We start from the raw sequence: 25,789 nt of genomic DNA, 5'->3' as shown, positions 1-25,789 counted from the left end.
CTCTACCTGACCACCTGAGTTGGTTTGGGGTACGGGCCGCTCGGAACTCGCTAGAGGCTTTTCTCGGCAGCATAGGATCATCCCATTCGCCTCAGTCGGCTATGCGTCAGGCCTCACCCACGTGCACCACGGATTTACCTATGGCGCGGGCCACACCCTTGCACCGGTACTACCACTCACCGGTGGGACTACCTTCCTGCGTCACCCCATCGCTTGCCTACTACCAGTCCGGGTCCCAGCCTCGACCACTCCGCTCCACAAGGGAGCTCGGCGGCCTCGGGTGGTTAGCATCGCTGGGTTCGGCATGGGCGCTCCTTCGCGGGTACGGGAATATCAACCCGTTGTCCATCGACTACGCCTGTCGGCCTCGCCTTAGGTCCCGACTCACCCTGGGCGGATTAGCCTGGCCCAGGAACCCTTGGTCTTCCGGCGGGGGAGGTTCTCACTCCCCTCTCGCTACTCATGCCTGCATTCTCACTCGCGTGGCGTCCACGGCTGGATTCCTCCGCCGCTTCACCCACCACGCGACGCTCCCCTACCCATCCCAGCCCCTGGCCGGCTCCACGAGGAAGACCGACGGGGTCGTGCTGGAATGCCACGGCTTCGGCGGTGTGCTTGAGCCCCGCTACATTGTCGGCGCGGAACCACTTGACCAGTGAGCTATTACGCACTCTTTCAAGGGTGGCTGCTTCTAAGCCAACCTCCTGGTTGTCTCTGCGATCCCACATCCTTTTCCACTTAGCACACGCTTAGGGGCCTTAGCCGATGATCTGGGCTGTTTCCCTCTCGACTACGAACCTTATCGCCCGCAGTCTCACTGCCACGCTCTCACTTACCGGCATTCGGAGTTTGGTTGACGTCAGTAACCTTGTGGGGCCCATCGGCCATCCAGTGCTCTACCTCCGGCAAGAAACACGTGACGCTGCACCTAAATGCATTTCGGGGAGAACCAGCTATCACCGAGTTTGATTGGCCTTTCACCCCTACCCACAGCTCATCCCCCAGGTTTTCAACCCTGGTGGGTTCGGTCCTCCACGCGGTCTTACCCGCGCTTCAACCTGGCCATGGGTAGATCACTCGGCTTCGGGTCTAGAGCACGCGACTGAGACGCCCTGTTCGGACTCGCTTTCGCTACGGCTACCCCCCACGGGTTAACCTCGCCACGTACCGCTAACTCGCAGGCTCATTCTTCAAAAGGCACGCAATCACCCCCGCCGCACAGGTGCGGCGCCGGGCTCTCACGGCTTGTAGGCACACGGTTTCAGGTACTATTTCACTCCCCTCCCGGGGTACTTTTCACCTTTCCCTCACGGTACTAGTCCGCTATCGGTCACCAGGGAGTATTCAGGCTTAGCGGGTGGTCCCGCCGGATTCACACCGAATTTCACGGGCTCGGTGCTACTTGGGAACACGTTCGGGAGGGACCGGATTTTCGTGTACGGGGCTCTCACCCTCTACGGCGACCCCTTCCAGAGGCCTTCCACTAACCACGGTCCTTTCTCACTCCCCGACACCCCGGCAGAGGTGCCAGAACGGTCCCACGACCCCGACCACACAACGCCTGCCGGCTATCACATGCGATCGGTTTAGCCTCATCCGCTTTCGCTCGCCACTACTCACGGAATCACGGTTGTTTTCTCTTCCTGTGGGTACTGAGATGTTTCACTTCCCCACGTTCCCTCCACACGCCCTATGTGTTCAGGCGCGGGTCACACCACATGACTGGTGCGGGGTTCCCCCATTCGGACATCCTCGGATCAACGCTCGGTTGGCAGCTCCCCGAGGCTTATCGCAGCCTCCTACGTCCTTCATCGGCTCCTGGTGCCCAGGCATCCACCGTGTGCCCTTAACAACTTGGCCACACAAAACCCCCACCACCGGACCCACCCGAAGGCAGGCACCGCGCGGCGGGGACCTACAAGAAACTCGCTACAGAGTTCAGTTAAAGATGCTCGCGTCCACTGTGCAGTTCTCAACGTACGACCGGACACCCCCGCATCCGCACCCGCCAGACCCCAGACCCTCCCCGAACGGAGAGGAACTGGGCGGTACGAGCGCCCGGAGGCCCCGCACGAGACACCGGATCGGCCACCCCACGGCGACCGGCCCGCTCCCTCAGGACCCAACAGCGTGCCTACGACCGACCCCGCGCACCCACCCCGTTCCCCACACCCCCGCAGGGATGCCGTACTAGGAGCAGCCACCGGCTGCCGGCCGAACTGGTCAGCGTTCCACCCTCGAGCACCACCCCAGACACCCGCGGACCACCACATCGGCGGTCCGTCCCGGCCTGGGCGCGGCCCTGGACCACCACAACCTCACGGTCGCGGCGGCCAGTGCTCCTTAGAAAGGAGGTGATCCAGCCGCACCTTCCGGTACGGCTACCTTGTTACGACTTCGTCCCAATCGCCGATCCCGCCTTCGACGGCTCCCTCCCACAAGGGGTTGGGCCACCGGCTTCGGGCGTTACCGACTTTCGTGACGTGACGGGCGGTGTGTACAAGGCCCGGGAACGTATTCACCGCAGCGTTGCTGATCTGCGATTACTAGCGACTCCAACTTCATGGGGTCGAGTTGCAGACCCCAATCCGAACTGAGACCGGCTTTTTGGGATTCGCTCCACCTCACGGTATCGCAGCCCTTTGTACCGGCCATTGTAGCATGTTTGCAGCCCTAGACATAAGGGGCATGATGATTTGACGTCATCCCCACCTTCCTCCGAGTTGACCCCGGCAGTCTCCCATGAGTCCCCGGCATTATCCGCTGGCAACATGGAACGAGGGTTGCGCTCGTTGCGGGACTTAACCCAACATCTCACGACACGAGCTGACGACAACCATGCACCACCTGTGCACGGCCCTTACGGACCCCACATCTCTGCGGGATTTCCGTGCATGTCAAGCCTAGGTAAGGTTCTTCGCGTTGCATCGAATTAAGCAACATGCTCCGCCGCTTGTGCGGGCCCCCGTCAATTCCTTTGAGTTTTAGCCTTGCGGCCGTACTCCCCAGGCGGGGCGCTTAATGCGTTAGCTGCGGCACGGAGACCGTGGAATGGCCCCCACACCTAGCGCCCAACGTTTACGGCGTGGACTACCAGGGTATCTAATCCTGTTCGCTCCCCACGCTTTCGCTCCTCAGCGTCAGTTGTTGCCCAGAGACCCGCCTTCGCCACCGGTGTTCCTCCTGATATCTGCGCATTTCACCGCTACACCAGGAATTCCAGTCTCCCCTGCAACACTCAAGTCTGCCCGTATCGACTGCAGGCCCGGAGTTGAGCTCCGGGATTTCACAGCCGACGCGACAAACCGCCTACGAGCTCTTTACGCCCAATAATTCCGGACAACGCTTGCACCCTACGTATTACCGCGGCTGCTGGCACGTAGTTGGCCGGTGCTTCTTCTGCTCCTACCGTCACTTGCGCTTCGTCGGAGCTGAAAGAGGTTTACAACCCGAAGGCCGTCATCCCCCACGCGGCGTCGCTGCGTCAGGCTTTCGCCCATTGCGCAATATTCCCCACTGCTGCCTCCCGTAGGAGTCTGGGCCGTGTCTCAGTCCCAGTGTGGCCGGTCACCCTCTCAGGCCGGCTACCCGTCGTCGCCTTGGTAGGCCACTACCCCACCAACAAGCTGATAGGCCGCGGGCCCATCCCCAGCCGATAAATCTTTCCACCACCGCCCATGCGGACAGCGATGAATATCCGGTATTAGCCCCAATTTCTTGGAGTTATCCCGGAGCCGGGGGCAGGTTGCCCACGTGTTACTCACCCGTTCGCCACTGATCCCCCCGCAAGCGGGGTTCACCGTTCGACTTGCATGTGTTAAGCACGCCGCCAGCGTTCGTCCTGAGCCAGGATCAAACTCTCCGTAGATGAATTTGCATCCCAGGCCGAGAACCGAGAGCTAGCACTCTCGATGATCCATCAACCAAAGGAATCCCTCACCACACGAAAACGTGCAGTGCGGGGGATTTGTTACTTGGCACTGACTTTCGGCACGCTGTTGAGTTCTCAAGGAGCGGACGCGCAGGAAGTAGACCCTCGCGGGGTTCGTCCCTGGCGGCTTGTCCTACCGTACGCCGTGCACGGCTCGCTGTCACACCCGGAGGTCTGACCGGCGGCTCCCGGGTCTCGGACCCGGTCTCGCTCGGCGCAGAGAGAAAGTTACGCGGCCGCGGGGGCCGCGTCAAACCGCTCCCGGCCCCGGAAGGGTCCGAAGACCCTTGCGGGACGGCCATGAGCAGTGAAATCGCAGGTCAGCGCGGTGCGGTTCGGGCCGACCTGCGACGCAGGTCACGCTCGGATCGCCACACCAGCCCCATCGGGGGCGTCGTGTCGGCGGGCTCAGATGCCCAGCAGGCTCTCGATCCCGATCGTCAGCCCCGGCCGGCGGGCCACCTCCCGCACCGCCAGCAGCACGCCCGGCATGAAGGACGCGCGGTCGTAGGAGTCGTGGCGGAGGGTGAGGGTCTCCCCCGGCGCGCCCATGAGGACCTCCTGGTGCGCGACGAGACCACTGAGGCGGACGGCGTGGACCGCGACGCCGTCGACGTCGGCACCCCGTGCACCGGGCAGCGAGTCGGTGGTGGCGTCGGGCGAGGGCGGCAGGCCGGCGGCGGCGCGTGCCTCCGCGATCAGGCGCGCGGTACGGACCGCCGTCCCCGACGGCGCATCGACCTTGTTCGGGTGGTGCAGCTCCACGATCTCGGTGGAGGGGAAGAAGCGCGCCGCCTCCTGGGCGAAGCGCATCAGCAGGATCGCGCCGATGCCGAAGTTGGGGGCGATCACGACGCCGACGTCCGGCTTGGGCTCGAGCCACCCGGCGACGGTGGCGAGCCGGGCCTCGTCGAAACCGGTGGTGCCGACGACGCAGTGGATGTTGTTGTCGATGCAGAACCGGATGTTGTCCATGACGACGTCCGGGCGGGTGAAGTCCACGACGACCTGCGCACCGGTGTTGGCGAGGTCGAACAGCCACTCCCCGGAGTCGACCATCGCCACGAGCTCGAGGTCCTCGGCGGCGTTGACCGCCTTGACCACCTCCGTGCCCATGCGGCCCCGGGCGCCGAGGACGCCGACGGGGATGAGGGGGGTCTCCCCCGCGGTCGTGGCGGATCCGTGCTGGTCAGAGGCGGGGGTACCGGTGGTCACGCGGTCAGGTTTCCCGGCGGGCGCCGGGGATGCAAGGCGGCCGCGCCGTCAGCCGGCGGTCCTCCGGAGCACGCCGGCGGCCAGCAGGAGCCCGACGAGGATGCCGACGACGTCGGCGCCCCAGTCCGCGACCGACGCCGACCGCTCCAGCGGCACCATGCCCTGCACGACCTCGCTGACGGCGGCGTAGGCGACCAGCAGCGCCGCGAGCAGACCCGCCCGGATGCCGGCCCACCGCCCGCTCAGTGCCAGCACGGCGAACAGGGCCAGGTGCACCAGCTTGTCCACCCCGGGGGGCGCCGACGGGACGTCGTCCCCCGGGGCGAACAGGACGGCCAGCGAGACGAGCACGGCGACGGCGAGGACGCCGCGGGAGAGCGCGCCGTGGACGGCGACCGCGGGGTGACGTGCGCTCATGCCAGCCGGTCGAGCTCCGACTCGCGGTACGGGCCGACCACCGCCAGGCACGTCTCGAGGGCCAGCAGCTCGGCGGCCACCGAGCGGACGTCGTCCTCGCTGACGCCGTCCAGGCGGGCGAGGACCTCCCGCACCGGCAGGTACTCCCCGTAGGAGAGCTCGCTCTTGCCGAGGCGGCTCATCCGGGAACCGGTGTCCTCCAGCCCCAGGACCAGGCCGCCCTTGAGCTGACCCCGCCCCCGGGCGACCTCCTCGGAGGTGAGCCCGTCAGCGGCGACCCGGGCCAGCTCCTCCCGGACCAGCCGCAGCACCTCCGGCACCCGCTTGGGCGAGCACCCGGCGTAGACCGAGAACGCCCCGGTGCCGGCGTAGTGGGTGAGCGCGGTGCCCACGCTGTAGACCAGCCCCCGCTTCTCCCGGATCTCCTGGAACAGCCGCGAGCTCATCCCCCCGCCGACGGCGGTCTCCATGACCGCCGCGGCGTAGCGCCGCTCGTCGAGGCGGCCCATCCCCACCGAGCCGAGCAGCAGGTGCGCCTGCTCGGTCGGGCGGTGGATCAGCCCGGTCCGGCGGGCGGGACGGGTCGAGGTGCCCTCCTCGCCCCGCCGCAGCGGGGCGGGCGTGGCCGGCCCGGCCAGGCGGGGGCCGAAGGCGGCGGCGACCAGGTCGAGCACCTCGCGGTGGTCCACCCGGCCGGCCGCGGTCACCACGATCGACGGGAGGGCGTACCGCCGCCGGTACCACCCGTCGACGTCGTCGCGGGTCAGCGCCTCGATGGAGTCCACCGTGCCGAGCACCGAGCGGCCCAGGGCGGTGCCGGCGAACAGGGTCTCGGCGAACAGGTCGTGCACGGCGTCGGCGGGCTCGTCGTCGCGCATCGCGATCTCCTCGAGCACCACCGTCCGCTCGGACTCGAGGTCCTCGGCGGTGTTCAGCGCGTCGGTGACCAGGTCACCGAGGAGCGTGACCGCCAGCGGCAGGTCGCTGGCGAGCACGTTGGCGTAGTAGCAGGTGTGCTCCTTGGCGGTGAAGGCGTTCATCTCACCGCCGACGGCGTCCATCGCCGTCGCGATCTCCAGCGCGCCGCGGCTGCCGGTGCCCTTGAACAGCAGGTGCTCGAGGAAGTGCGAGGACCCGGCGACGTCGTCGGTCTCGTCCCGGGAGCCCACCCCGACCCAGATGCCGACGGTCGCCGACAGCACCCCCGGCATGGTCTCGGTCAGGACCCGCAGGCCCCCGGGCAGCTCGGTGCGCTCCACCCGGCCGCCGAACTCGTCGACGTCGAGGACGACGGTCTCCCCGACACCGGCCGGGGCCGGGACGGGCGTCGCTGCGCCCGTGCCGGCCCCGGTCGTGAACTGCGTGGTGTCCGTGGTCACGCCTCCGCGGGCGCGGCCGCGTCGGCCGGGGCGTCGGAGGCGGCGGCCTCACCCTCGGCGGCGACCGGCACCAGGCTGATCTTGCCGCGGGCGTCGATGTCGGTGATCTCCACCTGCAGCTTGTCGCCGACGTTCACGACGTCCTCGACCTTGGCGATCCGCTTGCCACCGCCGAGCTTGCTGATGTGGACCAGGCCGTCCTTGCCCGGGAGCAGGGAGACGAAGGCGCCGAACGGCGTGGTCTTGACGACCGTGCCGAGGAAGCGCTCGCCGACCTTGGGCATCTGCGGGTTCGCGATGGCGTTGATCCGGTCCACCGCGGCCTGGGCCGAGGGGCCGTCGGAGGCGCCGACGTAGATCGTGCCGTCGTCCTCGATGGTGATGTCCGCGCCGGTCTCGTCCTGGATCGCGTTGATCATCTGGCCCTTGGGGCCGATGACCGCGCCGATCTTGTCCACCGGGATGCGCACCGTGGTCACCCGCGGGGCGTAGGGGCTCATCTCGTCGGGACCGTCGATGGCCTCGCCCATGACGTCCAGGATGTGCAGCCGGGCCGCGCGGGCCTGGGTCAGCGCCTGCGCGAGGACGTCGGAGGGGATGCCGTCGAGCTTGGTGTCCAGCTGGAGGGCCGTGACGAAGTCCTTGGTGCCGGCGACCTTGAAGTCCATGTCACCGAAGGCGTCCTCGGCCCCGAGGATGTCGGTCAGGGCCACGTACTCGGTCTTGCCGTCGACCTCGTCGGACACCAGACCCATGGCGATGCCGGCCACCGGTGCCTTCAGCGGGACACCGGCGTTGAGCAGGGCCAGCGTCGAGGCGCAGACCGAGCCCATGGACGTCGAGCCGTTGGAGCCCAGCGCCTCGGAGACCTGCCGGATCGCGTAGGGGAACTCCTCGCGGTCGGGCAGCACCGGCAGGAGCGCCCGCTCGGCGAGTGCGCCGTGGCCGATCTCCCGGCGCTTGGGCGAGCCCACGCGGCCGGTCTCACCGGTGGAGTACGGCGGGAAGTTGTAGTTGTGCATGTAGCGCTTGCGCGTCTCGGGCGAGAGCGTGTCCAGCTGCTGCTCCATGCGCAGCATGTTCAGCGTGGTGATGCCCAGGATCTGGGTCTCGCCGCGCTCGAACAGCGCCGAGCCGTGCACCCGCGGGACGACCTCGACCTCGGCCGACAGCGGCCGGATGTCGGTCAGGCCGCGCCCGTCGATGCGGACCTTGTCGCGCAGGATGCGCTGCCGGACGACCTTCTTGGTCACCGCGCGGAAGGCGCCGGAGATCTCCTTCTCGCGCCCCTCGAACTGGCCGGCCAGGGCGGCCTTGACCTCGTCCTTGAGGGCGTCGGTGGCGAGCTCGCGCTCCTGCTTGCCGGCGATGGCCTGCACCTCGGCGAGCTTGGCGGCGGCCTGCGCCTCGACGGCGGCGTAGACGTCGTCCTGGTAGTCCAGGAAGCGGGGGAACTCCGCGACCGGCTTGGCGGCCTTGGCGGCCAGCGCGCTCTGGGCCTCGCACAGCGCCTTGATGAACGGCTTGGCGGCCTCGAGACCCTGCGCCACGACCTCCTCGGTCGGGGCGGGGGCGCCACCGGCGACCAGCTGGATCGTCTTCTCGGTGGCCTCGGCCTCGACCATCATGATCGCGACGTCGCCGTCCGGGAGGACGCGGCCGGCCACGACCATGTCGAAGACGGCGTCCTCGAGCTCCTGGTGCGTCGGGAAGCCGACCCACTGGCCGTTGATCAGCGCCACGCGGGTGCCGCCGACCGGGCCGGAGAACGGCAGGCCCGACAGCTGGGTGGAGGCCGAGGCCCCGTTGATCGCCAGCACGTCGTAGAGGTGGTCGGGGTCCAGCGACAGGACGGTGATGACGACCTGGACCTCGTTGCGCAGGCCCTTGGCGAAGGTCGGGCGCAGCGGGCGGTCGATCAGCCGGCAGGTGAGGATCGCGTCCTCGGACGGCCGGCCCTCGCGGCGGAAGAACGAGCCGGGGATGCGCCCGGCGGCGTACATGCGCTCCTCGACGTCGACCGTCAGCGGGAAGAAGTCGAACTGCTCCTTCGGCTGGCGGCCGGCCGTGGTGGCCGACAGGAGCATGGTGTCGCCCATGGAGACGACGACCGAGCCGGCGGCCTGACGGGCCAGCCGGCCGGTCTCGAAGGTGACGCTGCGGCTGCCGAAGCTGCCGTTGTCGATGACCGCGGTGGCGGTGGTGACGCCGTCCTCGGGGTCGAACTCAGCAGCGGTGCTGCTGTTCTGCGTGGTGGGTGCGGACACGTCGTCCTCTTCCTACGTCGCATGCGGCGACGTCCTCTTGTGGCGTCCTGCGCCGAACTGCGCCCGGGTGACCGGTCTTCGATCGAAGCCCTCGGGAGGTTCCCCCTGAGGGGGACGACCATGCCCGGGGGCCACTACCGAGGACCGACCAGCGTGGGGGTCCGGCGAGGGGCCGGGGGTCTCGTGGGCGGGTGCCGCACGAGAGAGGGGACCGTCCCGGCGGGACGGTCCCCTCGTGGCTCACCGGCGCAGGCCGAGCCGCTCGATGAGCGAGCGGTAACGGTTGATGTCCGTCTTCGCCAGGTAGTTCAGCAGCCGGCGACGCCGGCCGACCAGCAGGAGCAGGCCCCGCCGGCTGTGGTGGTCGTGCTTGTGCTGCTTGAGGTGCTCGGTCAGGTCGCTGATCCGGCGGGTCAGCATCGCGACCTGCACCTCGGGCGAGCCGGTGTCCTTCTCGACCGTCGCGTACTCGGTCATGATCTGCTGCTTCGTCGCGCTGTCGAGCGCCATGGACTGCCTCCTGGCCAGGTCACGTGTGGCCCCCGGTCTCGGTCACGGGGGCAGGCTGCACACACGTCGGGGTTCACCGACGTCCCGCCCAGGCTACCAGCGGTGCGTTCGCGGTCGCCCCGCCGGGCGGGCCGGCCTCGCCCGCCGGGGTCAGAGGCCCAGCAGTGCGCGGGTCTCGGCGACGTCGCGGTCCATCGCCTCGACCAGCTCCCCGATGCCGGCGAAGGCGAGCATCGGGCGCAGCCGCTGGACGAACTCCACCCCGACGTGCTCGCCGTAGAGGTCGCCCTCGAAGTCGAGCAGGAACGCCTCGACGGTGCGCCGGGTGCCCTGGAAGGTCGGGTTGGTGCCCACCGAGATCGCCGCCGGGAAGGTGCTGAGCGTGACGCCGCTGCGCGGGTCGCGGGTGACCAGCGACCCGGCGTAGACGCCGTCGGCCGGGACGGCCGTGAAGGGCGGGGACTCCACGTTCGCCGTCGGGTACCCCAGCTCGCGGCCCCGGCGGTCACCGCGGACGACGACCCCCTCGATGCGGTGCGGCCGGCCGAGCGCGCGGGCCGCCGAGGTCATGTCGCCGGCGGCCACGCAGGCCCGGATGTAGGTCGAGGAGATGGTGATCTCCCCGGCCGCGGAGGAGTCGGGGCCCATGGTGACGTTGGCCAGCGGCACGCCCTCCACCGCGAAGCCGAAGCGGCGTCCCTCCTGGGTGAGCGTCGCGACCGAGCCCGCCGCCCGGTGGCCGTAGGTGAAGTTCTCCCCCACGACCACCGAGGCGACGTGCAGGTGCTCGACCAGCACGGTGTGCGTGAAGGTCTCCGGCGACAGCCGCATGAACTCCGGGGTGAACGGCAGCACGCACATGGCGTCTACGCCGAGGTCGGCCACCAGCTCGGCCTTGCGGTCCATCGAGGTGAGGATCGCCGGGTGGGAGCCGGGGCGCACCACCTCGGAGGGGTGCGGGTCGAAGGTGAGCAGCAGGCAGGGGCGGCCTGCCGACCGGGCCCGCGCCACGGCGGTGCCGATCAGCTCCTGGTGCCCACGGTGGACACCGTCGTACATGCCGACGGTGACCACCGTGCGACCGAGGTCACCCGGGGTGGCCTCCAGCCCCCGCCAACGGAGCACGGGTTCAGGCGACCCGGTGCAGCCAGCCGTGGGTGTCGGGCACCCGGCCGTGCTGGATGTCGAGCAGGTGCTCGCGCAGCTTCATCGTCACCGGTCCGGGCTTGCCGTCGCCGACGGTGAAGTCGCCGGTGCGGGCCTTGACCTCCCCGACCGGGGTGATCACCGCGGCGGTGCCGCAGGCGAAGGTCTCGGTGACGGTGCCGTCGGCGACCCCGGCCCGCCACTCGTCGACGCTGAACCGGCGCTCGGTGACGGTGTGGCCCATCTCCCGGGCGACGGTGATCAGCGAGTCGCGGGTGATGCCGGGCAGCAGGGTGCCGGTCAGCTCGGGGGTGACCAGCTCGGCGTCGTCCCCCTCGCCGAGGACGAAGAACAGGTTCATCCCGCCCATCTCCTCGACGTAGCGCTTCTCCACCGCGTCGAGCCACACGACCTGGTCGCAGCCGGCGTCGATCGCCTGCTCCTGCGCCAGGAGGCTGGCGGCGTAGTTGCCGGCGCACTTGACGTCGCCGGTGCCGCCGGGCGCGGCCCGGATGTAGTCCTCCGAGAGGTACACCGACACCGGGTGGACCCCGCGGGGGAAGTACGCGCCGGCCGGGCTGGCGATCACCAGGAACAGGTACTCGTGGGCCGGCCGGACGCCGAGGAAGGGCTCGGTCGCCAGCTGGTAGGGGCGCAGGTAGAGGGTCTGGTCGGGGCCGGTGGGCACCCAGTCGCGGTCGGCGTCGACCAGGGCGTCGACGGCGGCGAGGAACGCCTCCTCGGGCACCGGCGGCATCGCCAGGCGCTTGGCGCCGCGGACGAAGCGGGCGGCGTTGGCCTCCGGCCGGAAGGTCGCGACGCTGCCGTCGGGCTGGGCGTAGGCCTTGAGCCCCTCGAAGATCGACTGCGCGTAGTGCAGCGCGGCCGTGGCCGGGTCGACCTGCAGCGGGGCGTAGGCGGTGAGCCGGGCGTCGTACCAGCCCTCCCCCGCCCGGTACCGGGCCACGAACATCGAGTCGGTGAAGTAGCGGCCGAAGCCGGGGTCGGCCAGCAGCTCGGCGCGCTCGGCCGTGGGCCGCCGGCGCACGTCCTCCACGACCACCGGCACGCTCCCGGTGAACATCCGGGAGGAGGTACGGCTGTCGGCGAGCGTGTCGGTCATGGCTCCCACTTCGCAGCGTGCAGGCATCATCGGACGGCGTCAGGCGGAGTGCCGGACCCGCCCGCTCACCCTAGCCCCGCCACGGCGGGGGGCCGACGACGACCGTCCCCGGCCCCTCCGCCGGTCAGGCCTGGGACGCCTTCGGGCCGGCGGTCTCGATCACCTCGTAGCTCCACAGGTGGGAGGAGGTGGCGGCGGCCGGCGCGAGCGTGTCCCCGCCGCCGCTGTGGGCACGGTCGAAGTCCTGGCTGGACTGCCAGGACCGGTAGGCCTCCTCGCTGCTCCAGCGGGTGTAGACGAGGTACTGGTCGGTGCCCTCCTGCGGGCGCAGCAGCTCGAACCACTCGAAGCCGGGGGTCTGCTCCACCGCGCCGGCCCGGCCGCGGAACCGCTCCTCGAAGCGCTCCTGCTTGTCCGGCGGGACGGTGATCGCGTTGATCTTGACGACGCTCATGGCCCTCCCCTTCCCGGCCCCGGCGACGGTCAATCCCGGGTGGGGCACCCTGACCGGGTGACCTCCGAGCGCACCGCCGACCTGGGCTTCGCCCGCCTGGACCTCGACCGGGAGCGGCGCACCGGCACGCCCGAGGTGGTGTACGCCGCCGGGAAGTCCCCGGAGGAGACCGTCGCCTGCCTGGCCGCGCTGCTCGACGGCGGCGCGACGTCGGCCTGGGCGACCCGCGCCGACGCGGAGACCGTCGCGGCGGTGCGCCGGCGGTGGCCGGACGCGACCGTGGACGAGGCGGCCCGGTGCGTGGCCGTCGGCACGCTCCCCCCGCCGACGGGCGAGGTGCTCGTGCTCACCGCGGGGACCTCGGACGGCGCCGTGGCCGCCGAGGTGGCGTTCACCCTGGCCGCCTGCGGGGTGGGCTGCCGCCGGGTGGACGACGTCGGCGTCGCAGGCGTCCACCGGGTGCTGGCCGTGGCCCCCGACCTCGCCGCGGCCGACGCGGTCGTCGTGGTCGCCGGCATGGACGGAGCCCTGCCCAGCGTGGTGGCCGGCCTCACCGACCGGCTGGTGGTGGCCGTGCCGACGTCGGTGGGCTACGGCGCGGCGTTCGAGGGGCTGGCGGCGCTGCTGACGATGCTCACCGCCTGCGCGCCCGGGGTGCTGGTGGTCAACATCGACAACGGGTTCGGCGCCGGGGTGGCCGCCGCGCGGATCGTCCGCTCGGCTCAGCGGTAGCGGACCGGGTCCGGCAGCAGCTCGTTCATCGACCCCGAGCGGAAGCCCCGCGGGTCGACGTCCACCCGGTCGAAGCCGGGGATCGCGGCGAGCAGGTCCGGGCGCGCGGTCAGCGCGGGGACGACGGCCGCGTCCACCTCCACCCGCGCGACGTCGTCCCCCATGTCGCGCACCCGCAGGTCGCGCACCGGCAGACCGGCGTCGGCCAGCGCGGCGCGCAGGGCACCCTCGGCGGCCTCCACGCGGGCCAGCCGCTCGGCCGACACCGGGACGCCGTAGGCGATCCGGCTGGCCAGGCAGGCCGCGGCGGGCTTGTCGGCCAGGGCCAGCCGCCACCGGCGGGCGGCGGCGCGCACGTCGTCCTTGGTCAGCCCGGCGCGGGCCAGCGGCGCCCAGGCACCCCGGTCGGCCGCGGCGCGGATGCCCGGCCGGAACCCGGCGCGCAGGTCGTCGGCGTTGGTGCCGGTGACGACGTCGGAGATGCCGAGGCCCGCCGCCAGCGGCAGCAGGACGTCGACCAGCTCGGTCTTGCAGAAGGCGCACCGGTCGCCGGCGTTGGCGACGTAGCCGGCCCGGGACAGCTCGTCGGTGCGCGGCAGCTCGTGGCGCACCCCCAGGGAGGCGGCGAAGGCGACCGCGCCCTCCCGCTCGGCGGCCGGCAGGCTCGGGGAGACCGCGGTGGCGGCCACGACCCGGTCGGTGCCCAGGGCGCGCACCGCGGCGGCCAGCAGCAGCCCGGAGTCGACCCCGCCGGAGAAGGCGACGAGCACGCCGGGGAGCGGGGCGAGCTGGGCCTCCAGGGCCCGCAGGCGGTCGTCCAGCACGCCTGCAGGCTGCCACAGCTCAGGCGGGCGGGAAGCCGACCACCACGCGGGCGCCGGACCCGGCGTCCTCGACCAGGGCGACCAGCCGGCCGGCGCCGTCCACCGCGGCGTGCAGGCCGGGGGCGCCGGTCGGCCGGACCCGCTGCCCGTGGCCGAGCGCGCGGGCCTCGTCGTCGGTGAGGGCGCGTTCGGGGAAGACGGCGCGCGCGGCGTCGGTCAGGCCGAGCACGCCCGGGCCGCTGCTCCCGGCGGCCAGCGCGGCGCCGGCGTCCTCGACGGGCGCGGCGTCGGCGACGGAGAAGGGACCCGAGGCGGTGCGGCGCAGGGCGGTGAGGTGGCCGCCGACCCCCAGCGCGGCTCCGGCGTCGCGGGCGATGGCGCGGATGTAGGTGCCGGCGGTGCAGGCCACGGTGACCTCGACGTCCACCAGGTCCGGCGTCGGCCGGGTGGTCCGGTGCACCTCGATGCGGTGCACGGTGACCGCCCGCGGCTCCAGCACGACGTCCTCACCGGCGCGGACCCGGTCGTAGGAGCGGCGGCCGGCCACCTTGACCGCGCTCACCGAGGACGGCACCTGCAGCAGCGGTCCGGTCTGGGCGGCCAGCGCGGCGGCGACCGCGGCGTCGTCGACGTGCGCCGCGGAGGTGGTGGTGAGCACCTCGCCCTCGCGGTCGTCGGTCACCGTCGACTGGCCGAGGCGGATGGTCGCCTCGTAGGTCTTGTCGTGCCCGCCCACGTACCCGAGCAGCCGGGTGGCCGAGCCGACACCCAGGACCAGCAGGCCGGTGGCCATCGGGTCGAGGGTGCCGGCGTGGCCGACCCGCCGGACCGAGAGCACCCGCCGGGCCCGTGCCACGACGTCGTGCGACGTCATCCCGCCCGGCTTGTCGACCAGCAGCAGGCCAGGGGGGACGTCGGCGTCGGGACGGCGGCGGCCCCTGGTCCCGGTTCCACTCCGCGCCCGCTCCGCGCCTCGGTCGCTGGCGCTCCCCGCGATGCTCACGTCCGCGTCGTCGTCACGTCGGCTCACACCGTCACCGTCTCAGGTGCCTGCAGCCACCGGTCCCCCGCCACCCGGACCAGGACCGCGACCAGCCGCAGACCGACGAAGAGGACCAGGCCGGTCCAGACGCCGGCCAGCCCCCAGCCGAGCGGGATCGCCAGCAGCGACAGCGGCAGGAAGCCGACCAGGGCCGCGCCGACGGTCACCGTGCGCAGGTAGCCGACGTCGCCGGCGCCCATGAGGACGCCGTCCAGGGCGAACACCACGCCCGCCAGGGGCTGCATGCCAGCGAGGAACCACCAGGCGACGCCGGCCTGCGCGACCACCGCGGGGTCGTCGGTGAACAGCTGCGGCACCACCGGGCGCAGGGCCAGCAGCACGGCCGCGACGATGACCCCGGTGCCCAGGCCCCACGCCGTGACGCGGCGGGCGGTGGCGCGGGCGTCGTCCGGCCGGCCGGCCCCGAGGGCCTGGCCGACGAGGGTCTGGGCGGCGATCGCGTAGGCGTCCAGGACCAGGGCGAGGAAGAAGAACAGCTGGATGGCGATCTGGTGCGCTCCGAGCTCCGCGGTGCCGGCCCGCGCCACGACGCCGGTCGCGACGAGGAAGGAGACCTGGAGGACGGCGGCCCGCAGCAGCAGGTCGCGGCCGATGACCAGCTGTGCCCGGAGGGCGGCCACGCGGGGACGCCACGGGACGCCCTCCCGCAGCAGCGCCCGCACGAAGAGGGCCGCCGATACCGACTGCCCGGCGACGTTGGCGACGGCCGAGCCGGGCAGCCCGAGCCCCGCCGCGTGCACCAGCAGCGGGCACAGCACCAGGCTCACCAGGCTGCCGGCGAGCACGTAGCGCATGGGGCTGCGCAGCTCCTGCACGCCGCGCAGCCAGCCGTTGCCGGCCAGTGAGACCAGGAGCAGCGGCGCGCCCAGGCCGGCGATGCGCAGCCACGTCTCCCCCGCCTCGGCGACCGGGCCGGCGCCGCCCGCCAGCGTGCGGGTCAGCGGCCCGGCCAGGAGCTGGAAGGCCGTCAGCACGAGCAGGCCGAGGGCGAGGGCCAACCAGGTGGCCTGGACGCCCTCGGCGACCGCGCCCGCCCGGTCGCCGGCCCCCGCGCGCCGGGCGGCACGGGCGGTGGTGCCGTAGGCGAGGAAGTTCAGCAGGGCCGCAGCCCAGGCGAGCAGCCCGCCGCCGACGGCCAGGCCACCGAGGGCCACGGTGCCCAGGTTGCCGACCACCGCGGTGTCGACCAGCAGGTACAGCGGCTCGGCCGCCAGCACCACCAGCGCCGGCGCGGCCAGGGCCAGGACGCCGGGTGACGGCCGGGCTCTCACCCGCCGAGCTGGGCGCGGATCCGGGCCACCGTGGACTCGCGGTCCTCGAAGGACGTGAACCCGGCCGCGGCGCGGTGCCCGCCACCCCCGAGCGCCATGGCCACCCGGGCGACGTCGGTCGCGCCGCGCGAGCGCAGGGAGACCGACCACGACCCGTCGTCCTGCCCCTTGAGGACGCAGGCCACGTCGGCCTCCTCGGTGGAGCGGACGACGTCGACCAGCGCCTCGAGCTGCTCGCCGGGCAGGCCGTGCTCGGCGGCCTCGGCGGTGCTCGACCAGGTCCAGACCAGGCCGGCGCCGGTGCCGCGCTCGAGGACGGCCCGGCCCGCGACGACGGAGAGCAGCCCCAGCCAGCCGAACGGCGCGGTGTCGAACAGCCGCTGGCTGATCGCGGCGTGGTCGATGCCGGTGGCCAGCAGCCGCGCCGCGAGGTCGTGGGTGTCGGGCCGGGTGTTGCCGAACCGGAAGGAGCCCGTGTCGGCGGCCAGGCCCGCGTACAGGCAGGTGGCCAGCCGCTCGTCGAGCGTCACGCCCAGCCCGTCGAGCAGGTCGGCGACGAGCGCGACCGTCGCGGGGGCACCGGGGTCGACCACCCGCACCACGCCGAAGCCGGGGTTGCTGGCGTGGTGGTCGACCACGACGGACGTGCCCGCGCGCTCCAGCAGCCCCGCCAGCTCCCCCAGCCGGGTGGGCGAGGCCGCGTCCAGGCTGACGAAGACGTCCGGGGAGCCGGGGACGGCGCTGGAGGGCACCAGCCCCTCGACGCCGGGCAACCAGCTCAAGGACGCCGGCAGCACGAACGGGTCCGGGAAGGTCGCCAGCACCCGGGCGCCGCGGCGGCGCAGGCCCTCGGCGAGGGCGAGCGTGCTGCCGAGGGCGTCCGCGTCGGGCTGGACGTGCCCGGACAGGACGACCGTCGCCCGTCCCTCCGCGGCCGCGGACAGGACGGCGGCGGCGTCGGCGGTCAGATCGGTGCCGGGCGGGACGGAGGCCGTCACGCCCCGGGGCCAGGGTCGGCGACCGGCGGGGCGTTCTGCTCCTCGGTCACGTCCCCGCCGCCGACCGGGAACCCCGGCCCGCCGTCGTCCGGCTCGTCGGAGGTGATGCTGGGCGCGTCGCCGATCTGGCCGCGCTTGCCCCCCTCGGTGGGGTCACCGGTGGTGGGTTGGGGGCGGCCGCCCAGCTCGTTGCGGTCGGCGTCGGCCGGCTCCGGGTCGAGCTCGCTCACGATGCACTCCTGGTCTCGGTGGGGACGTCGACGCCGTCGTCGGCGGTGCCGAGGACGTCCTCGACCTCGCCGTCCTCGTCGTCCTCCGCCGGACGGCGGTAGGGGTCGGGCTCGCCGGCGTACTGCGCGCCCTCGCGGATGCGGGCGAGCTCGGCGTCGGCGTGCCGCACCCGCTCGAGGGCGGCGTCGAGCTCGCGCGCGGTGTCGGGCACGTGGTCGGCGACGAAGGTGAGGGTCGGGACGAACTTGATGCCGGTCTGCCTGCCCACGGTGGAGCGCAGCACGCCCGTCGCCGATGCCAGCGCCCGGGCGGAGTCCTCGACCTGGGTGGCGTCCCCGTAGACCGTGTAGAACACCGTGGCCTCGCGCAGGTCACTGGTCACGCGGGCGTCGGTGACGGTCACCATGCCGAGGCGGGGGTCCTTGATCTGCGTCTCGATCGCGGCGGAGACGATCTGGCGGATGCGCACCGCCAGCTTGCGGGCGCGGGCCGGGTCGGCCATCGGACCTCCTGGGTAAGGACCCTCTCCTCCCCACCCCTCGCACGCTCGGGGTGGGCCCGGAGGGGGCCGACGGACTTCTGGGGCTGCCTAGTCACTGTCGGAGAACAGCTGCCGGTGCGTCGACAGCAGCGTCACCTCCGGCCGCTCGGCCAGCAACCGCTCGCAGGCGTCGAGGACGTCGGTCACCTGGGCGGCGTCCGCGGCCACGGTGGCCACCCCGACCCGCGCGCGGCGGTGCAGGTCCTGGTCGCCGACCTCGGCCGCGGCGACGGCGAAGCGGCGCCGCAGCTCGGCCACGATGGGCCGGACCACGGCGCGCTTGCCCTTCAGCGAGTGGACGTCGCCCAGCAGCAGGTCGGCGTCCAACGAGCCGGTGAACACCGGATCTCCCCCGTCCTGCTGCTCTGCGACGTCGCGCCCCTGCCCTCCACCACCCGCCGCCGCGAGCGCGGGGCGGGTGGTGGGGGCGAAGGGTTCCTTACGCGCGCGGCTTCTCGCGCATCTCGAAGGTCTCGATCACGTCGTCGACCTTGATGTCGTTGAACGACCCCAGGCCGATACCGCACTCGTAGCCCTCGCGGACCTCGGTCGCGTCGTCCTTGAAGCGGCGCAGCGACTCCACCGACAGGTTGTCGGCGACCACGGCACCGTCGCGGATGAGCCGGGCCTTCGAGTTGCGGACGATCGTGCCGCTGCGGACCAGCGAACCGGCGACGTTGCCGATCCGCGGCACCCGGAAGACCTCGCGGACCTCCGCCGTGCCGAGCTGGACCTCCTCGTACTCGGGCTTGAGCATGCCCTTGAGGGCGGCCTCGATCTCGTCGATGGCCTGGTAGATGACCGAGTAGTACCGGACGTCGATGCCCTCGCGGTTGGCCAGCTCCGTGGCCTGACCCTCGGCCCGGACGTTGAAGCCCAGGACGATGACGTCGTCGGCCAGCGCCAGGTCGATGTCGCTCTTGGTGATCGACCCGACGCCGCGGTGGATGACCCGCAGCGAGACGTCGTCGCTCACCTCGATCTTCATCAGCGCCTCTTCGAGCGCCTCGACGGTGCCCGAGTTGTCGCCCTTGATGATCAGGTTGAGCTGACGGTTCTCCTTCAGCGCGGCGTCGAGGTCCTCGAGGCTGATCCGCTTGCGCATGGAGGCGTTCTGCGCGTTGCGGATGCGGGCCTGGCGGCGGTCGGCGATCTGCCGGGCCACCCGGTCCTCCTCGACCACGAGGAAGGTGTCACCGGCACGCGGCACCGAGGTGAGGCCGACGACCTGCACGGGGCGGGCCGGCAGGGCCTCCTTCAGCTTGTTGCCGTGCTCGTCGAGCAGCGACCGGACGCGGCCGTAGGCGTCGCCGGCCACGATCGAGTCGCCCTGACGCAGCGTGCCGCGCTGGACGAGCACCGTGGCGACGGGGCCGCGACCCTTGTCCAGCTTGCCCTCGATGACCACACCCTGCGGGTCCTGCTCGGTGTTGGCGCGCAGGTCCAGCGAGGCGTCGGCGGTCAGCAGGATCGCCGCGAGCAGGTCGTCGATGCCCTGGCGGGTGGTCGCGGAGACGTCGACGAACATCGTCTCGCCGCCGTACTCCTCGGCCACCAGCCCGTACTCGGTGAGCTGCTGGCGGATCTTGGCGGGGTTGGCCCCCTCCTTGTCGATCTTGTTGACCGCGACCACGATCGGCACGTCGGCGGCCTGGGCGTGGTTGAGCGCCTCGACCGTCTGCGGCATGACGCCGTCGTCGGCCGCGACGACCAGGACGACGATGTCGGTCACCTTCGCGCCACGGGCACGCATCGCGGTGAACGACTCGTGACCCGGGGTGTCGATGAAGGTGATCGGACGCTCCTCGCCCTCCAGCTCGCTCACGATCTGGTAGGCGCCGATGTGCTGCGTGATGCCACCGGCCTCGCGGGCCACCACGTTGGCGTTGCGGATCGCGTCGAGGAGCTTGGTCTTGCCGTGGTCGACGTGACCCATCACGGTCACGACCGGCGGACGGGCCGACCAGTCCTCCTCGTCGCCCTCCTCGTCACCGAAGGTGAGGTCGAAGGTCTCGAGGAGCTCGCGGTCCTCGTCCTCGGGGCTGACGACCTGGATGTTCCAGCCGATCTCGGCACCGAGCAGCTGCAGGGTGTCGTCGTTGACCGACTGGGTCGCGGTGACCATCTCGCCCAGGTGGAACAGGGCGGTGACCAGGGCGGCCGGCTGGGCGCCGATGCGCTCGGCCAGGTCGGTCAGCGAGGCGCCACGCGGCAGCCGGACGGTCTGCCCGTTGCCACGCGGGAGCTGGACGCCGCCCATGCTGGGCGCCGCCATCGAGTCGAACTCCTGACGCCGCTGCTTCTTGCTCTTGCGGCCACGGACCGGACCGCGGCCACCGGGACGGCCGAAGGCACCGGCGGTACCGGCACCCGAGCCGCCGCGGCCACGGCCACGGCCACCGCCGCCACCACGGAAGCCACCACCGGCCGGGGCGCCGGCGCCGCCGCCACCACCGGGGCGGAAGCCACCGCCGCCACCGCCGGGGGCACCACCGGGACGACCGCGGCCGGCGCCACCGGGGGCACCGGGACGGCCGGCACCGGCCGGGCGCGGCGGCATCATGCCGGGGCTCGGACGCTGCGGCATCATGCCCGGGTTCGGGCGCGGGCCACCGGGACCGGCGGCCGGACGCGGACCACCCGCACCCGGAGCCGGACGCGGACCACCCGCACCGGGAGCCGGACGCGGACCGCCCGCACCGGGAGCCGGTCGGGGACCGCCGGGGCCGGGACGCGGGCCCGCGCCGGGGCCGGGACGGGGCCCGCCGGCGGGCGCCGGACGCGGCGCGCTGCTGAAGGGGTTGTTGCCCGGCCGCGGAGCCGGCCGGGGGCCGGGACGCGGACCGGCGCCGGGCGCACCGGGAGCACCCGGACGCGGGGCGCCGGGGGTGGCCCCACCGGCGGGGCCGGGACGGGGAGCTCCCGCCGGACCCGGACGCGGGCCGCTGGGCGCCGCCGGTGCCTGCGGGGCCGGGGCGGCGGCCGCAGGGGCCTGGGGCGCCGCGGCGGGACGCGGACCCGGGGTCGGGCCACCCGGGACCGGGGCACCCGGACGGACCGCACCGGGGCGCGGACCCGGGGTGGGGCCGCCGGGGGCGCGCGTCGCCGGCGCCTGGGGCGCCGGTGCGGCGGGAGCGGCCGGCGCGGGAGCCGGAGCAGCCGGGGCCGGGGCCGGGGCGGCCGGCGCGGACGCCGCCGGAGCCTGCGGGGCGGGCGCGGGCGGACGCGGGCCGGGGCGGGGCCCGGGCTTGGGCGCGGCGGACGAGCCGCCACCGTTGCCGCCGCCGGAGCCGGCGACGAAGGCCTCCCGGAGCCGACGGGCCACGGGGGCCTCGACGGTCGAGGAGGCGGACTTCACGAACTCGCCCTGCTCCTTGAGCTTGGCGAGCACGGTCTTGCTGTCGACACCGAACTCCTTGGCGAGTTCGTGTACGCGGGCTTTGCCTGGCACGGATCTCCTCTTGGTGAGGCCGGCGGCTGGCCCGCTCGACCTCGTCGTCAGTACTGCATGGTCATCGTGGGGACTTCACGGCTTGCTCATCCGACGACGTCCTGACTCGACTGCGGACCGGCCGGTTGCCGGTCCGTCTGTGTTGTTGCGGTTGTCGTTCGTACTACCCGCCCGCGTCGGACCCGTACCCCGGTGGCGCCGCGGACGGCGTACCGAGGACGTGGACCCGGAGCGGACCGGCCTCCACCGGGCTGCTGCAGCGCAGTGCCCGGGCGAAGGCCCGGCGTCGTTCCGCTGCACGCAGGCACTCCGGGGTGGGGTGCAGTGACGCCCCCCTGCCGGGGAGCCTCCGTCGCGGATCGGGGACGAGTGCCCCGCCCGAGACGACGACGCGCAACAGGTCGGTGACCGGAGCGCGCTTCCGGCAGCCCACACAGGTGCGCACCGGGATCGACGTTTCGGCCACCCTGCACTCTAGCGCGCGGAACGCCCCGGGTGTTCCGCACTCCGGCCACCGGGCACCCGGCCGGGGCGTGATCCTCCACCCGCTCCCCCGCGGCGGGCGCCGGGACCCGCGGGGCCGGCCGCCGGGGCGCCGGACCGCAGCGGTGCCCGGCCCACCCCCGGGGACGGCGCGGCGTCGTCGGCCTCGGCGTCGCTGCGGATGTCGATCCGGCAGCCGGTCAGCCGTGCGGCCAGCCGCGCGTTCTGCCCCTCCTTGCCGATCGCCAGCGACAGCTGGTAGTCGGGGACGACGACCCGCACGGCCTTGGCCTGGGGGTCGACGACCTGGGCGCTGGTCACCCGCGCCGGGCTCAGCGCGGAGGCGACGAAGGTCGCCGGGTCGTCGGACCAGTCGACGATGTCGATTTTCTCGCCGTGCAGCTCGCTCATGACGTTGCGCACCCGCTGGCCCATCGGGCCGATGCAGGAGCCCTTGGCGTTGAGCCCGGGCACCTTGGTGCGGACGGCGATCTTCGAGCGGTGCCCGGCCTCGCGGGCCACGGCCACGATCTCGACGCTGCCGTCGGCGATCTCGGGCACCTCGAGCGCGAACAGCTTGCGCACCAGGTTGGGGTGGGTGCGGGAGACGGTCACCTGCGGGCCGCGGAAGGTGCGGGCGACCGACACCACGTAGGCCTTCAGCCGGCTGCCGTGCGCGTACGTCTCGCCGGGCACCTGCTCGGTGGGCGGGAGCACCGCCTCGACCTTGCCGATGTCGATCAGCACGGTGCCCTGCACGTTGCGGCGGTCGTGCGCCTGCACGATGCCGCTGACGATGTCGCCCTCCTTGCCGACGTACTCGCCGAAGGTCTGCTCGTGCTCGGCGTCCCGCAGCCGCTGCACGATGACCTGCTTGGCGGTGCTGGCCGCGATGCGGCCGAAGTCGCTGGGGGTGTCGTCCCACTCGCGGACGACCTCACCGTCGGCGCCCAGCTCCTGGGCGAGGACGGCGACCTCGCCGCTCTTGCGGTCCACGTGCACCCGCACGTGCTTGGCCGCGCCGTCCGCGTGCCGGTAGGCCGTCACCAGCGCGGTCTCGATCGCCTCGATGACCGTGTCGGCCGGGATGCCCTTCTCCCGCTCGACCGCCTTCAAGGCGGTCACGTCGATGTTCACTGTCCTCCTCCGTCGTCCTCGTCGTCCTCTGCGGGATCCGGCTGCGCGTCCGGCTCGGGCCGGCCGAACTCCACCTGCACCCGCCCGGTGCCGAGTTCCGGCCACGTCACGTGCCGCTGGGTCGGCGGGCGCTTCTTGGCCCCCGGCTTGCCCTTCGCCTCCACGGCCAGGGAGACCCCGGTGTCGTCCACCGCGAGCACGCGGGCGGTCACCTCCTCGGCGGAGCCGGCCGGGCCGACGGTCACGCTGACCAGCCGGCCGGTGTTGCGCCGCCAGTGCCGCGGTTCGGTGAGCGGGCGGTCCACCCCGGGGCTGGTGACCTCCAGCACGTAGGGCAGCCCGCCGAACTCGGTGTCGTCCTCGTCGAGGGCCGTGGACACCGCCCGGCTGACCTCGGCGACGTCGTCGAGCGTGACCCCCTCGTCGCGGTCGACCACCACGCGCACCACGCTGCGGCGTCCGGCCGGGGTGACGACGAGCTCCTCCAGGTCGTAGCCGGCGGCGTCGACGACCGGCCCGATCCGGCCGGCCAGCCGGGTGGCCACGGGGTCGGTGCGGGAAGCGGCGGACACGGGGCTCCCTCTCTCTCCGAGCTCGGTCGGGGCACACCGGAGCGGCTCCCGCCCGGTCTCGTGCCCCCGTGGGCGACGGCGGACACGCCGCCGGGCCCGGTACCGGGCGAAGAGCCAGGCTACCGCCCGCCCATCGCCCCCGAGACCGGGCGCCGGGAGGTCTCCGCCACCCCGGTGTGCCCGCCGCGGCGGCGCGCCCGCGGCTGAGAGGATGGGGGCGATGCTCCCCTCGCCCACCCCCGCACCCCGGGGGTTCTCGCGACGCGCGCTGCTGGCGGCCTCGGCCGGGCTGGCCCTCGCGGCCACCGGCTGCACCTCCGGCTCCTCCGGCGCCCCCCCGGTCAGCACCGCGGAGGCCGACCGGCTGGCCGGGCAGGTCGCCGTGCAGGAGGCCCTGGTGGCGGCGTACGCGGCCGCCGCGTCCGCCGACCCGGCCCTCGCCGCGGCGGTGGGTGCGCAGTCCGCGCAGGCCGCCGACCAGCTGGAGCGGTTGCGGGCGGCGGCCCCGTCGTCCGGTTCGCCGTCGGCCTCCTCGTCGCCGGCCGCGGGTGCTCCGCCGGCCGGGGGCGACGTGCGGGGCTGGCTGCGCGGCCAGGTGTCCACCGCCGCCCGCTCGCACGCGGACGCCGCCGTCGACCAGACCGGTCCCCGGGCCGCGCTGCTGGGGTCGCTGGCCGCGGGGCTCCGCGGGCAGGAGGCGGTGCTGGCGTGACCGGCGGTCCGGCGAGGGGGTGCGTCCATGGCTGACGACGGCGTCCTGGACGAGGGCACCGAGACCACCGCACTGCGGGAGGCCCTGGCCGCCGAGCACGCCGCCGTGTGGGGCTACGGCTCGGTCGGCGCCGGCCTGCCGCCGCAGTCGCGCCCGCAGGCGTCGGTGGCGGAGAACGCCCACCGCGACGTCCGCGACCGGCTGGCCGAGCTGCTGGAGGAGCGCGGCGACGACCCCGTGCCGGCCGAGGCCGGCTACGCCCTGCCGTTCCCCGTCGTCTCCCCCGTGGACGCCGCCGCGCTGGCCGCCGTCCTGGAGGACGGCGTCGCCGCGGCCTGGGTGCGGGTGCTCGACCAGGCGGTGCAGTCGACGGTGCGCCGGCTCGCGGTCGACGAGCTGGGCGCCGCCGAGGTGCGGGCCGTGTCGTGGCGGGGGGCGGCCGCGCAGACGCCGGTCACCACCGGGTTCCCGGGGCTGCCCGAGGGTTGACCGCGCAGGGCCGCGACCAGTCGGCCGCAAGCGCGCTGCAAGCGGAGCCCCCGAGGGTGGCGGTCGCCGGAGCGAGGACGCCCGGCTCCGACCCCCAGGAGTGACCCGCGATGAGCCCCCCCACCGACGTCCGCCGCCAGCTGGACCTGCCCGGTCAGGCCGCCGTGGCCGAGGGACCCCACGACCTCTCGGGCATGTACGTGATGCACCACGCCTTCCGCCGTGACCTGGACCGCTTCGCGACCGCGGTGCGGCAGACCCCGGTGGAGGACGGCGTGGCCTGGCGGGCGCTGTCCGCGCGCTGGCACCGCTTCGGCACGGTCCTGCACCACCACCACACCGTCGAGGACACCGCCATCTGGCCGCTGCTGCTGGCCCACGTCGACGCGGCCGGCGACGCCGACGGGCGGGCGACCCTGGAGGCCATGGAGGCCGAGCACGAGCTCATCGACCCGCTCCTCGATGCCTGCTCGACCTGCTTCACCGCCATGGCGTTCGCCCCCGACGCCGCGACCCGCGAGCGGCTGGCCGACCGCGTGACCGCGACCCGGGACTGCCTCGCCGAGCACCTGGTGCACGAGGAGACCGGGGCCCTCCCCCTGGCCCAGCAGCACCTGACGACCGCCGAGTGGCAGGCCGCCGAGCGGGCGGCGCAGTCCACGCACGGGCTGCGGGACATGCCGTTCCTGCTGCCCTGGGCGGCGCACGGGCTGACCGACGAGCAGGTGGACGCCGCGTTCGGCGACGGCGGGCGGGCGTTCCGGCTCCTGCTGCGCCTGACCCGCGGCCGCTTCGAGCGCGCGGAGCGGACCGCCTTCGGTCCCGCCTGAGACCGGAGCAGGA

23 protein-coding genes, 2 rRNA genes and 1 pseudogene are annotated in these 25,789 nt (G+C 73.0%); 4 read left to right on the top strand and 22 right to left on the bottom strand.

The annotated features are described in order from the left end of the window. From ACI784_RS21420 to ACI784_RS21375, 10 genes are all read right to left on the bottom strand, one after another. Positions 1 to 1,860 (bottom strand): 23S ribosomal RNA (locus ACI784_RS21420); the annotation flags it as partial. A gap of 487 nt (positions 1,861 to 2,347) precedes the next feature. Next, positions 2,348 to 3,868: ribosomal RNA gene (locus ACI784_RS21415) — 16S ribosomal RNA — on the bottom strand. Between the two features lie 471 nt (positions 3,869 to 4,339). Then, positions 4,340 to 5,146 carry a 4-hydroxy-tetrahydrodipicolinate reductase gene (gene dapB / locus ACI784_RS21410; protein WP_457014822.1) on the bottom strand — a complete coding sequence of 269 codons (807 nt, stop codon included), beginning with the start codon at positions 5,144 to 5,146 and terminating at the stop codon, positions 4,340 to 4,342. A gap of 48 nt (positions 5,147 to 5,194) precedes the next feature. Continuing rightward, on the bottom strand, positions 5,195 to 5,563 hold the full coding sequence (locus ACI784_RS21405; protein WP_456922072.1) for a VanZ family protein: 369 nt from the start codon (positions 5,561 to 5,563) through the stop codon (positions 5,195 to 5,197). After that, on the bottom strand, positions 5,560 to 6,942 hold the full coding sequence (locus ACI784_RS21400) for a M16 family metallopeptidase (protein ID WP_457014821.1): 1,383 nt from the start codon (positions 6,940 to 6,942) through the stop codon (positions 5,560 to 5,562). Before ACI784_RS21400 ends, ACI784_RS21405 begins: the two co-directional genes overlap by 4 nt. Next, a complete protein-coding gene (locus tag ACI784_RS21395) occupies positions 6,939 to 9,209 on the bottom strand; it encodes a polyribonucleotide nucleotidyltransferase (RefSeq protein ID WP_456922074.1) in 2,271 nt (756 codons plus the stop codon). Before ACI784_RS21395 ends, ACI784_RS21400 begins: the two co-directional genes overlap by 4 nt. 240 nt (positions 9,210 to 9,449) lie before the next feature. Then, positions 9,450 to 9,719, bottom strand: a complete 270-nt coding sequence (rpsO, locus tag ACI784_RS21390; RefSeq protein WP_072920360.1) for a 30S ribosomal protein S15 — start codon at positions 9,717 to 9,719, stop codon at positions 9,450 to 9,452. Positions 9,720 to 9,869: 150 nt separating this feature from the next. Continuing rightward, on the bottom strand, positions 9,870 to 10,844 hold the full coding sequence (locus ACI784_RS21385) for a bifunctional riboflavin kinase/FAD synthetase (protein ID WP_456922075.1): 975 nt from the start codon (positions 10,842 to 10,844) through the stop codon (positions 9,870 to 9,872). A gap of 4 nt (positions 10,845 to 10,848) precedes the next feature. Beyond that, entirely contained in the window at positions 10,849 to 11,988 is a 1,140-nt protein-coding gene (locus ACI784_RS21380) for a branched-chain amino acid aminotransferase (RefSeq protein WP_456922076.1), read from the bottom strand. 124 nt (positions 11,989 to 12,112) lie between these two features. Then, on the bottom strand, positions 12,113 to 12,442 hold the full coding sequence (locus tag ACI784_RS21375; protein ID WP_456922077.1) for an antibiotic biosynthesis monooxygenase family protein: 330 nt from the start codon (positions 12,440 to 12,442) through the stop codon (positions 12,113 to 12,115). A gap of 57 nt (positions 12,443 to 12,499) precedes the next feature. On the opposite strand from ACI784_RS21375, the gene larB reads away from it, so the two are divergent. Continuing rightward, a complete protein-coding gene (gene larB, locus ACI784_RS21370) occupies positions 12,500 to 13,174 on the top strand; it encodes a nickel pincer cofactor biosynthesis protein LarB (RefSeq protein ID WP_456922078.1) in 675 nt (224 codons plus the stop codon). Here the strand turns inward: larB and larE are convergent. The 12 genes and pseudogenes from larE to rimP form a co-directional block, all read right to left on the bottom strand. Next, complete coding sequence (gene larE / locus ACI784_RS21365) at positions 13,165 to 13,998, bottom strand: ATP-dependent sacrificial sulfur transferase LarE (RefSeq protein WP_457014820.1); 834 nt, start codon at positions 13,996 to 13,998, stop codon at positions 13,165 to 13,167. The genes larB and larE overlap by 10 nt on opposite strands. Positions 13,999 to 14,017: 19 nt before the next feature. After that, entirely contained in the window at positions 14,018 to 15,028 is a 1,011-nt protein-coding gene (gene truB / locus ACI784_RS21360) for a tRNA pseudouridine(55) synthase TruB (RefSeq protein WP_457014819.1), read from the bottom strand. After that, positions 15,025 to 16,332, bottom strand: coding sequence for an MATE family efflux transporter (locus ACI784_RS21355; RefSeq protein WP_456922081.1), 1,308 nt, complete (start codon positions 16,330 to 16,332; stop codon positions 15,025 to 15,027). The genes truB and ACI784_RS21355 overlap by 4 nt, the downstream gene beginning before the upstream one ends. Next, positions 16,329 to 17,330, bottom strand: a complete 1,002-nt coding sequence (locus ACI784_RS21350; protein ID WP_457014817.1) for a DHH family phosphoesterase — start codon at positions 17,328 to 17,330, stop codon at positions 16,329 to 16,331. The genes ACI784_RS21355 and ACI784_RS21350 overlap by 4 nt, the downstream gene beginning before the upstream one ends. Then, on the bottom strand, positions 17,327 to 17,560 hold the full coding sequence (locus tag ACI784_RS21345) for a hypothetical protein (protein WP_456922083.1): 234 nt from the start codon (positions 17,558 to 17,560) through the stop codon (positions 17,327 to 17,329). The genes ACI784_RS21350 and ACI784_RS21345 overlap by 4 nt, the downstream gene beginning before the upstream one ends. After that, positions 17,557 to 18,063: a 30S ribosome-binding factor RbfA gene (gene rbfA / locus ACI784_RS21340; RefSeq protein ID WP_456922084.1), complete on the bottom strand. Its 507-nt coding sequence runs from the start codon at positions 18,061 to 18,063 to the stop codon at positions 17,557 to 17,559. The genes ACI784_RS21345 and rbfA overlap by 4 nt, the downstream gene beginning before the upstream one ends. Positions 18,064 to 18,150: 87 nt before the next feature. Next, positions 18,151 to 18,444, bottom strand: a complete 294-nt coding sequence (locus ACI784_RS21335) for a DUF503 domain-containing protein (RefSeq protein WP_456922085.1) — start codon at positions 18,442 to 18,444, stop codon at positions 18,151 to 18,153. Between the two features lie 97 nt (positions 18,445 to 18,541). Further along, positions 18,542 to 20,377 carry a translation initiation factor IF-2 gene (gene infB, locus ACI784_RS21330; protein ID WP_456922306.1) on the bottom strand — a complete coding sequence of 612 codons (1,836 nt, stop codon included), beginning with the start codon at positions 20,375 to 20,377 and terminating at the stop codon, positions 18,542 to 18,544. Positions 20,378 to 21,412: 1,035 nt separating this feature from the next. Beyond that, positions 21,413 to 21,553, bottom strand: a pseudogene (locus ACI784_RS21325) (translation initiation factor IF-2 N-terminal domain-containing protein); the annotation flags it as partial. 163 nt (positions 21,554 to 21,716) lie between these two features. Next, positions 21,717 to 21,986 (bottom strand): YlxR family protein, encoded by a 270-nt coding sequence (locus ACI784_RS21320; protein WP_457014824.1) that lies wholly within the window; start codon positions 21,984 to 21,986, stop codon positions 21,717 to 21,719. Positions 21,987 to 22,027: 41 nt separating this feature from the next. After that, positions 22,028 to 23,173, bottom strand: a complete 1,146-nt coding sequence (gene nusA / locus ACI784_RS21315) for a transcription termination factor NusA (RefSeq protein WP_457014816.1) — start codon at positions 23,171 to 23,173, stop codon at positions 22,028 to 22,030. Then, the gene (gene rimP / locus ACI784_RS21310; RefSeq protein ID WP_456922088.1) at positions 23,170 to 23,745 is read right to left on the bottom strand and encodes a ribosome maturation factor RimP; all 576 of its coding nucleotides are present in this window, start codon (positions 23,743 to 23,745) and stop codon (positions 23,170 to 23,172) included. The genes nusA and rimP overlap by 4 nt, the downstream gene beginning before the upstream one ends. A 220-nt stretch (positions 23,746 to 23,965) precedes the next feature. Here rimP and ACI784_RS21305 point away from each other — a divergent pair, with 220 nt between their 5' ends. The 3 genes from ACI784_RS21305 to ACI784_RS21295 all read left to right on the top strand — a co-directional run bounded on the left by ACI784_RS21305 (position 23,966) and on the right by ACI784_RS21295 (position 25,776). Continuing rightward, positions 23,966 to 24,457: a hypothetical protein gene (locus tag ACI784_RS21305; protein WP_457014815.1), complete on the top strand. Its 492-nt coding sequence runs from the start codon at positions 23,966 to 23,968 to the stop codon at positions 24,455 to 24,457. Between the two features lie 27 nt (positions 24,458 to 24,484). Next, positions 24,485 to 24,946, top strand: coding sequence for a ferritin-like domain-containing protein (locus ACI784_RS21300; protein ID WP_457014814.1), 462 nt, complete (start codon positions 24,485 to 24,487; stop codon positions 24,944 to 24,946). Between the two features lie 110 nt (positions 24,947 to 25,056). Beyond that, positions 25,057 to 25,776 (top strand): hemerythrin domain-containing protein, encoded by a 720-nt coding sequence (locus ACI784_RS21295; RefSeq protein ID WP_457014813.1) that lies wholly within the window; start codon positions 25,057 to 25,059, stop codon positions 25,774 to 25,776. Positions 25,777 to 25,789 lie beyond the last annotated feature (13 nt).

The organism is Geodermatophilus sp. SYSU D01186, from assembly GCF_054050215.1.
Note: the sequence above shows the minus strand (reverse complement) of the source record. Positions and strands in the feature narration are given on the sequence as shown.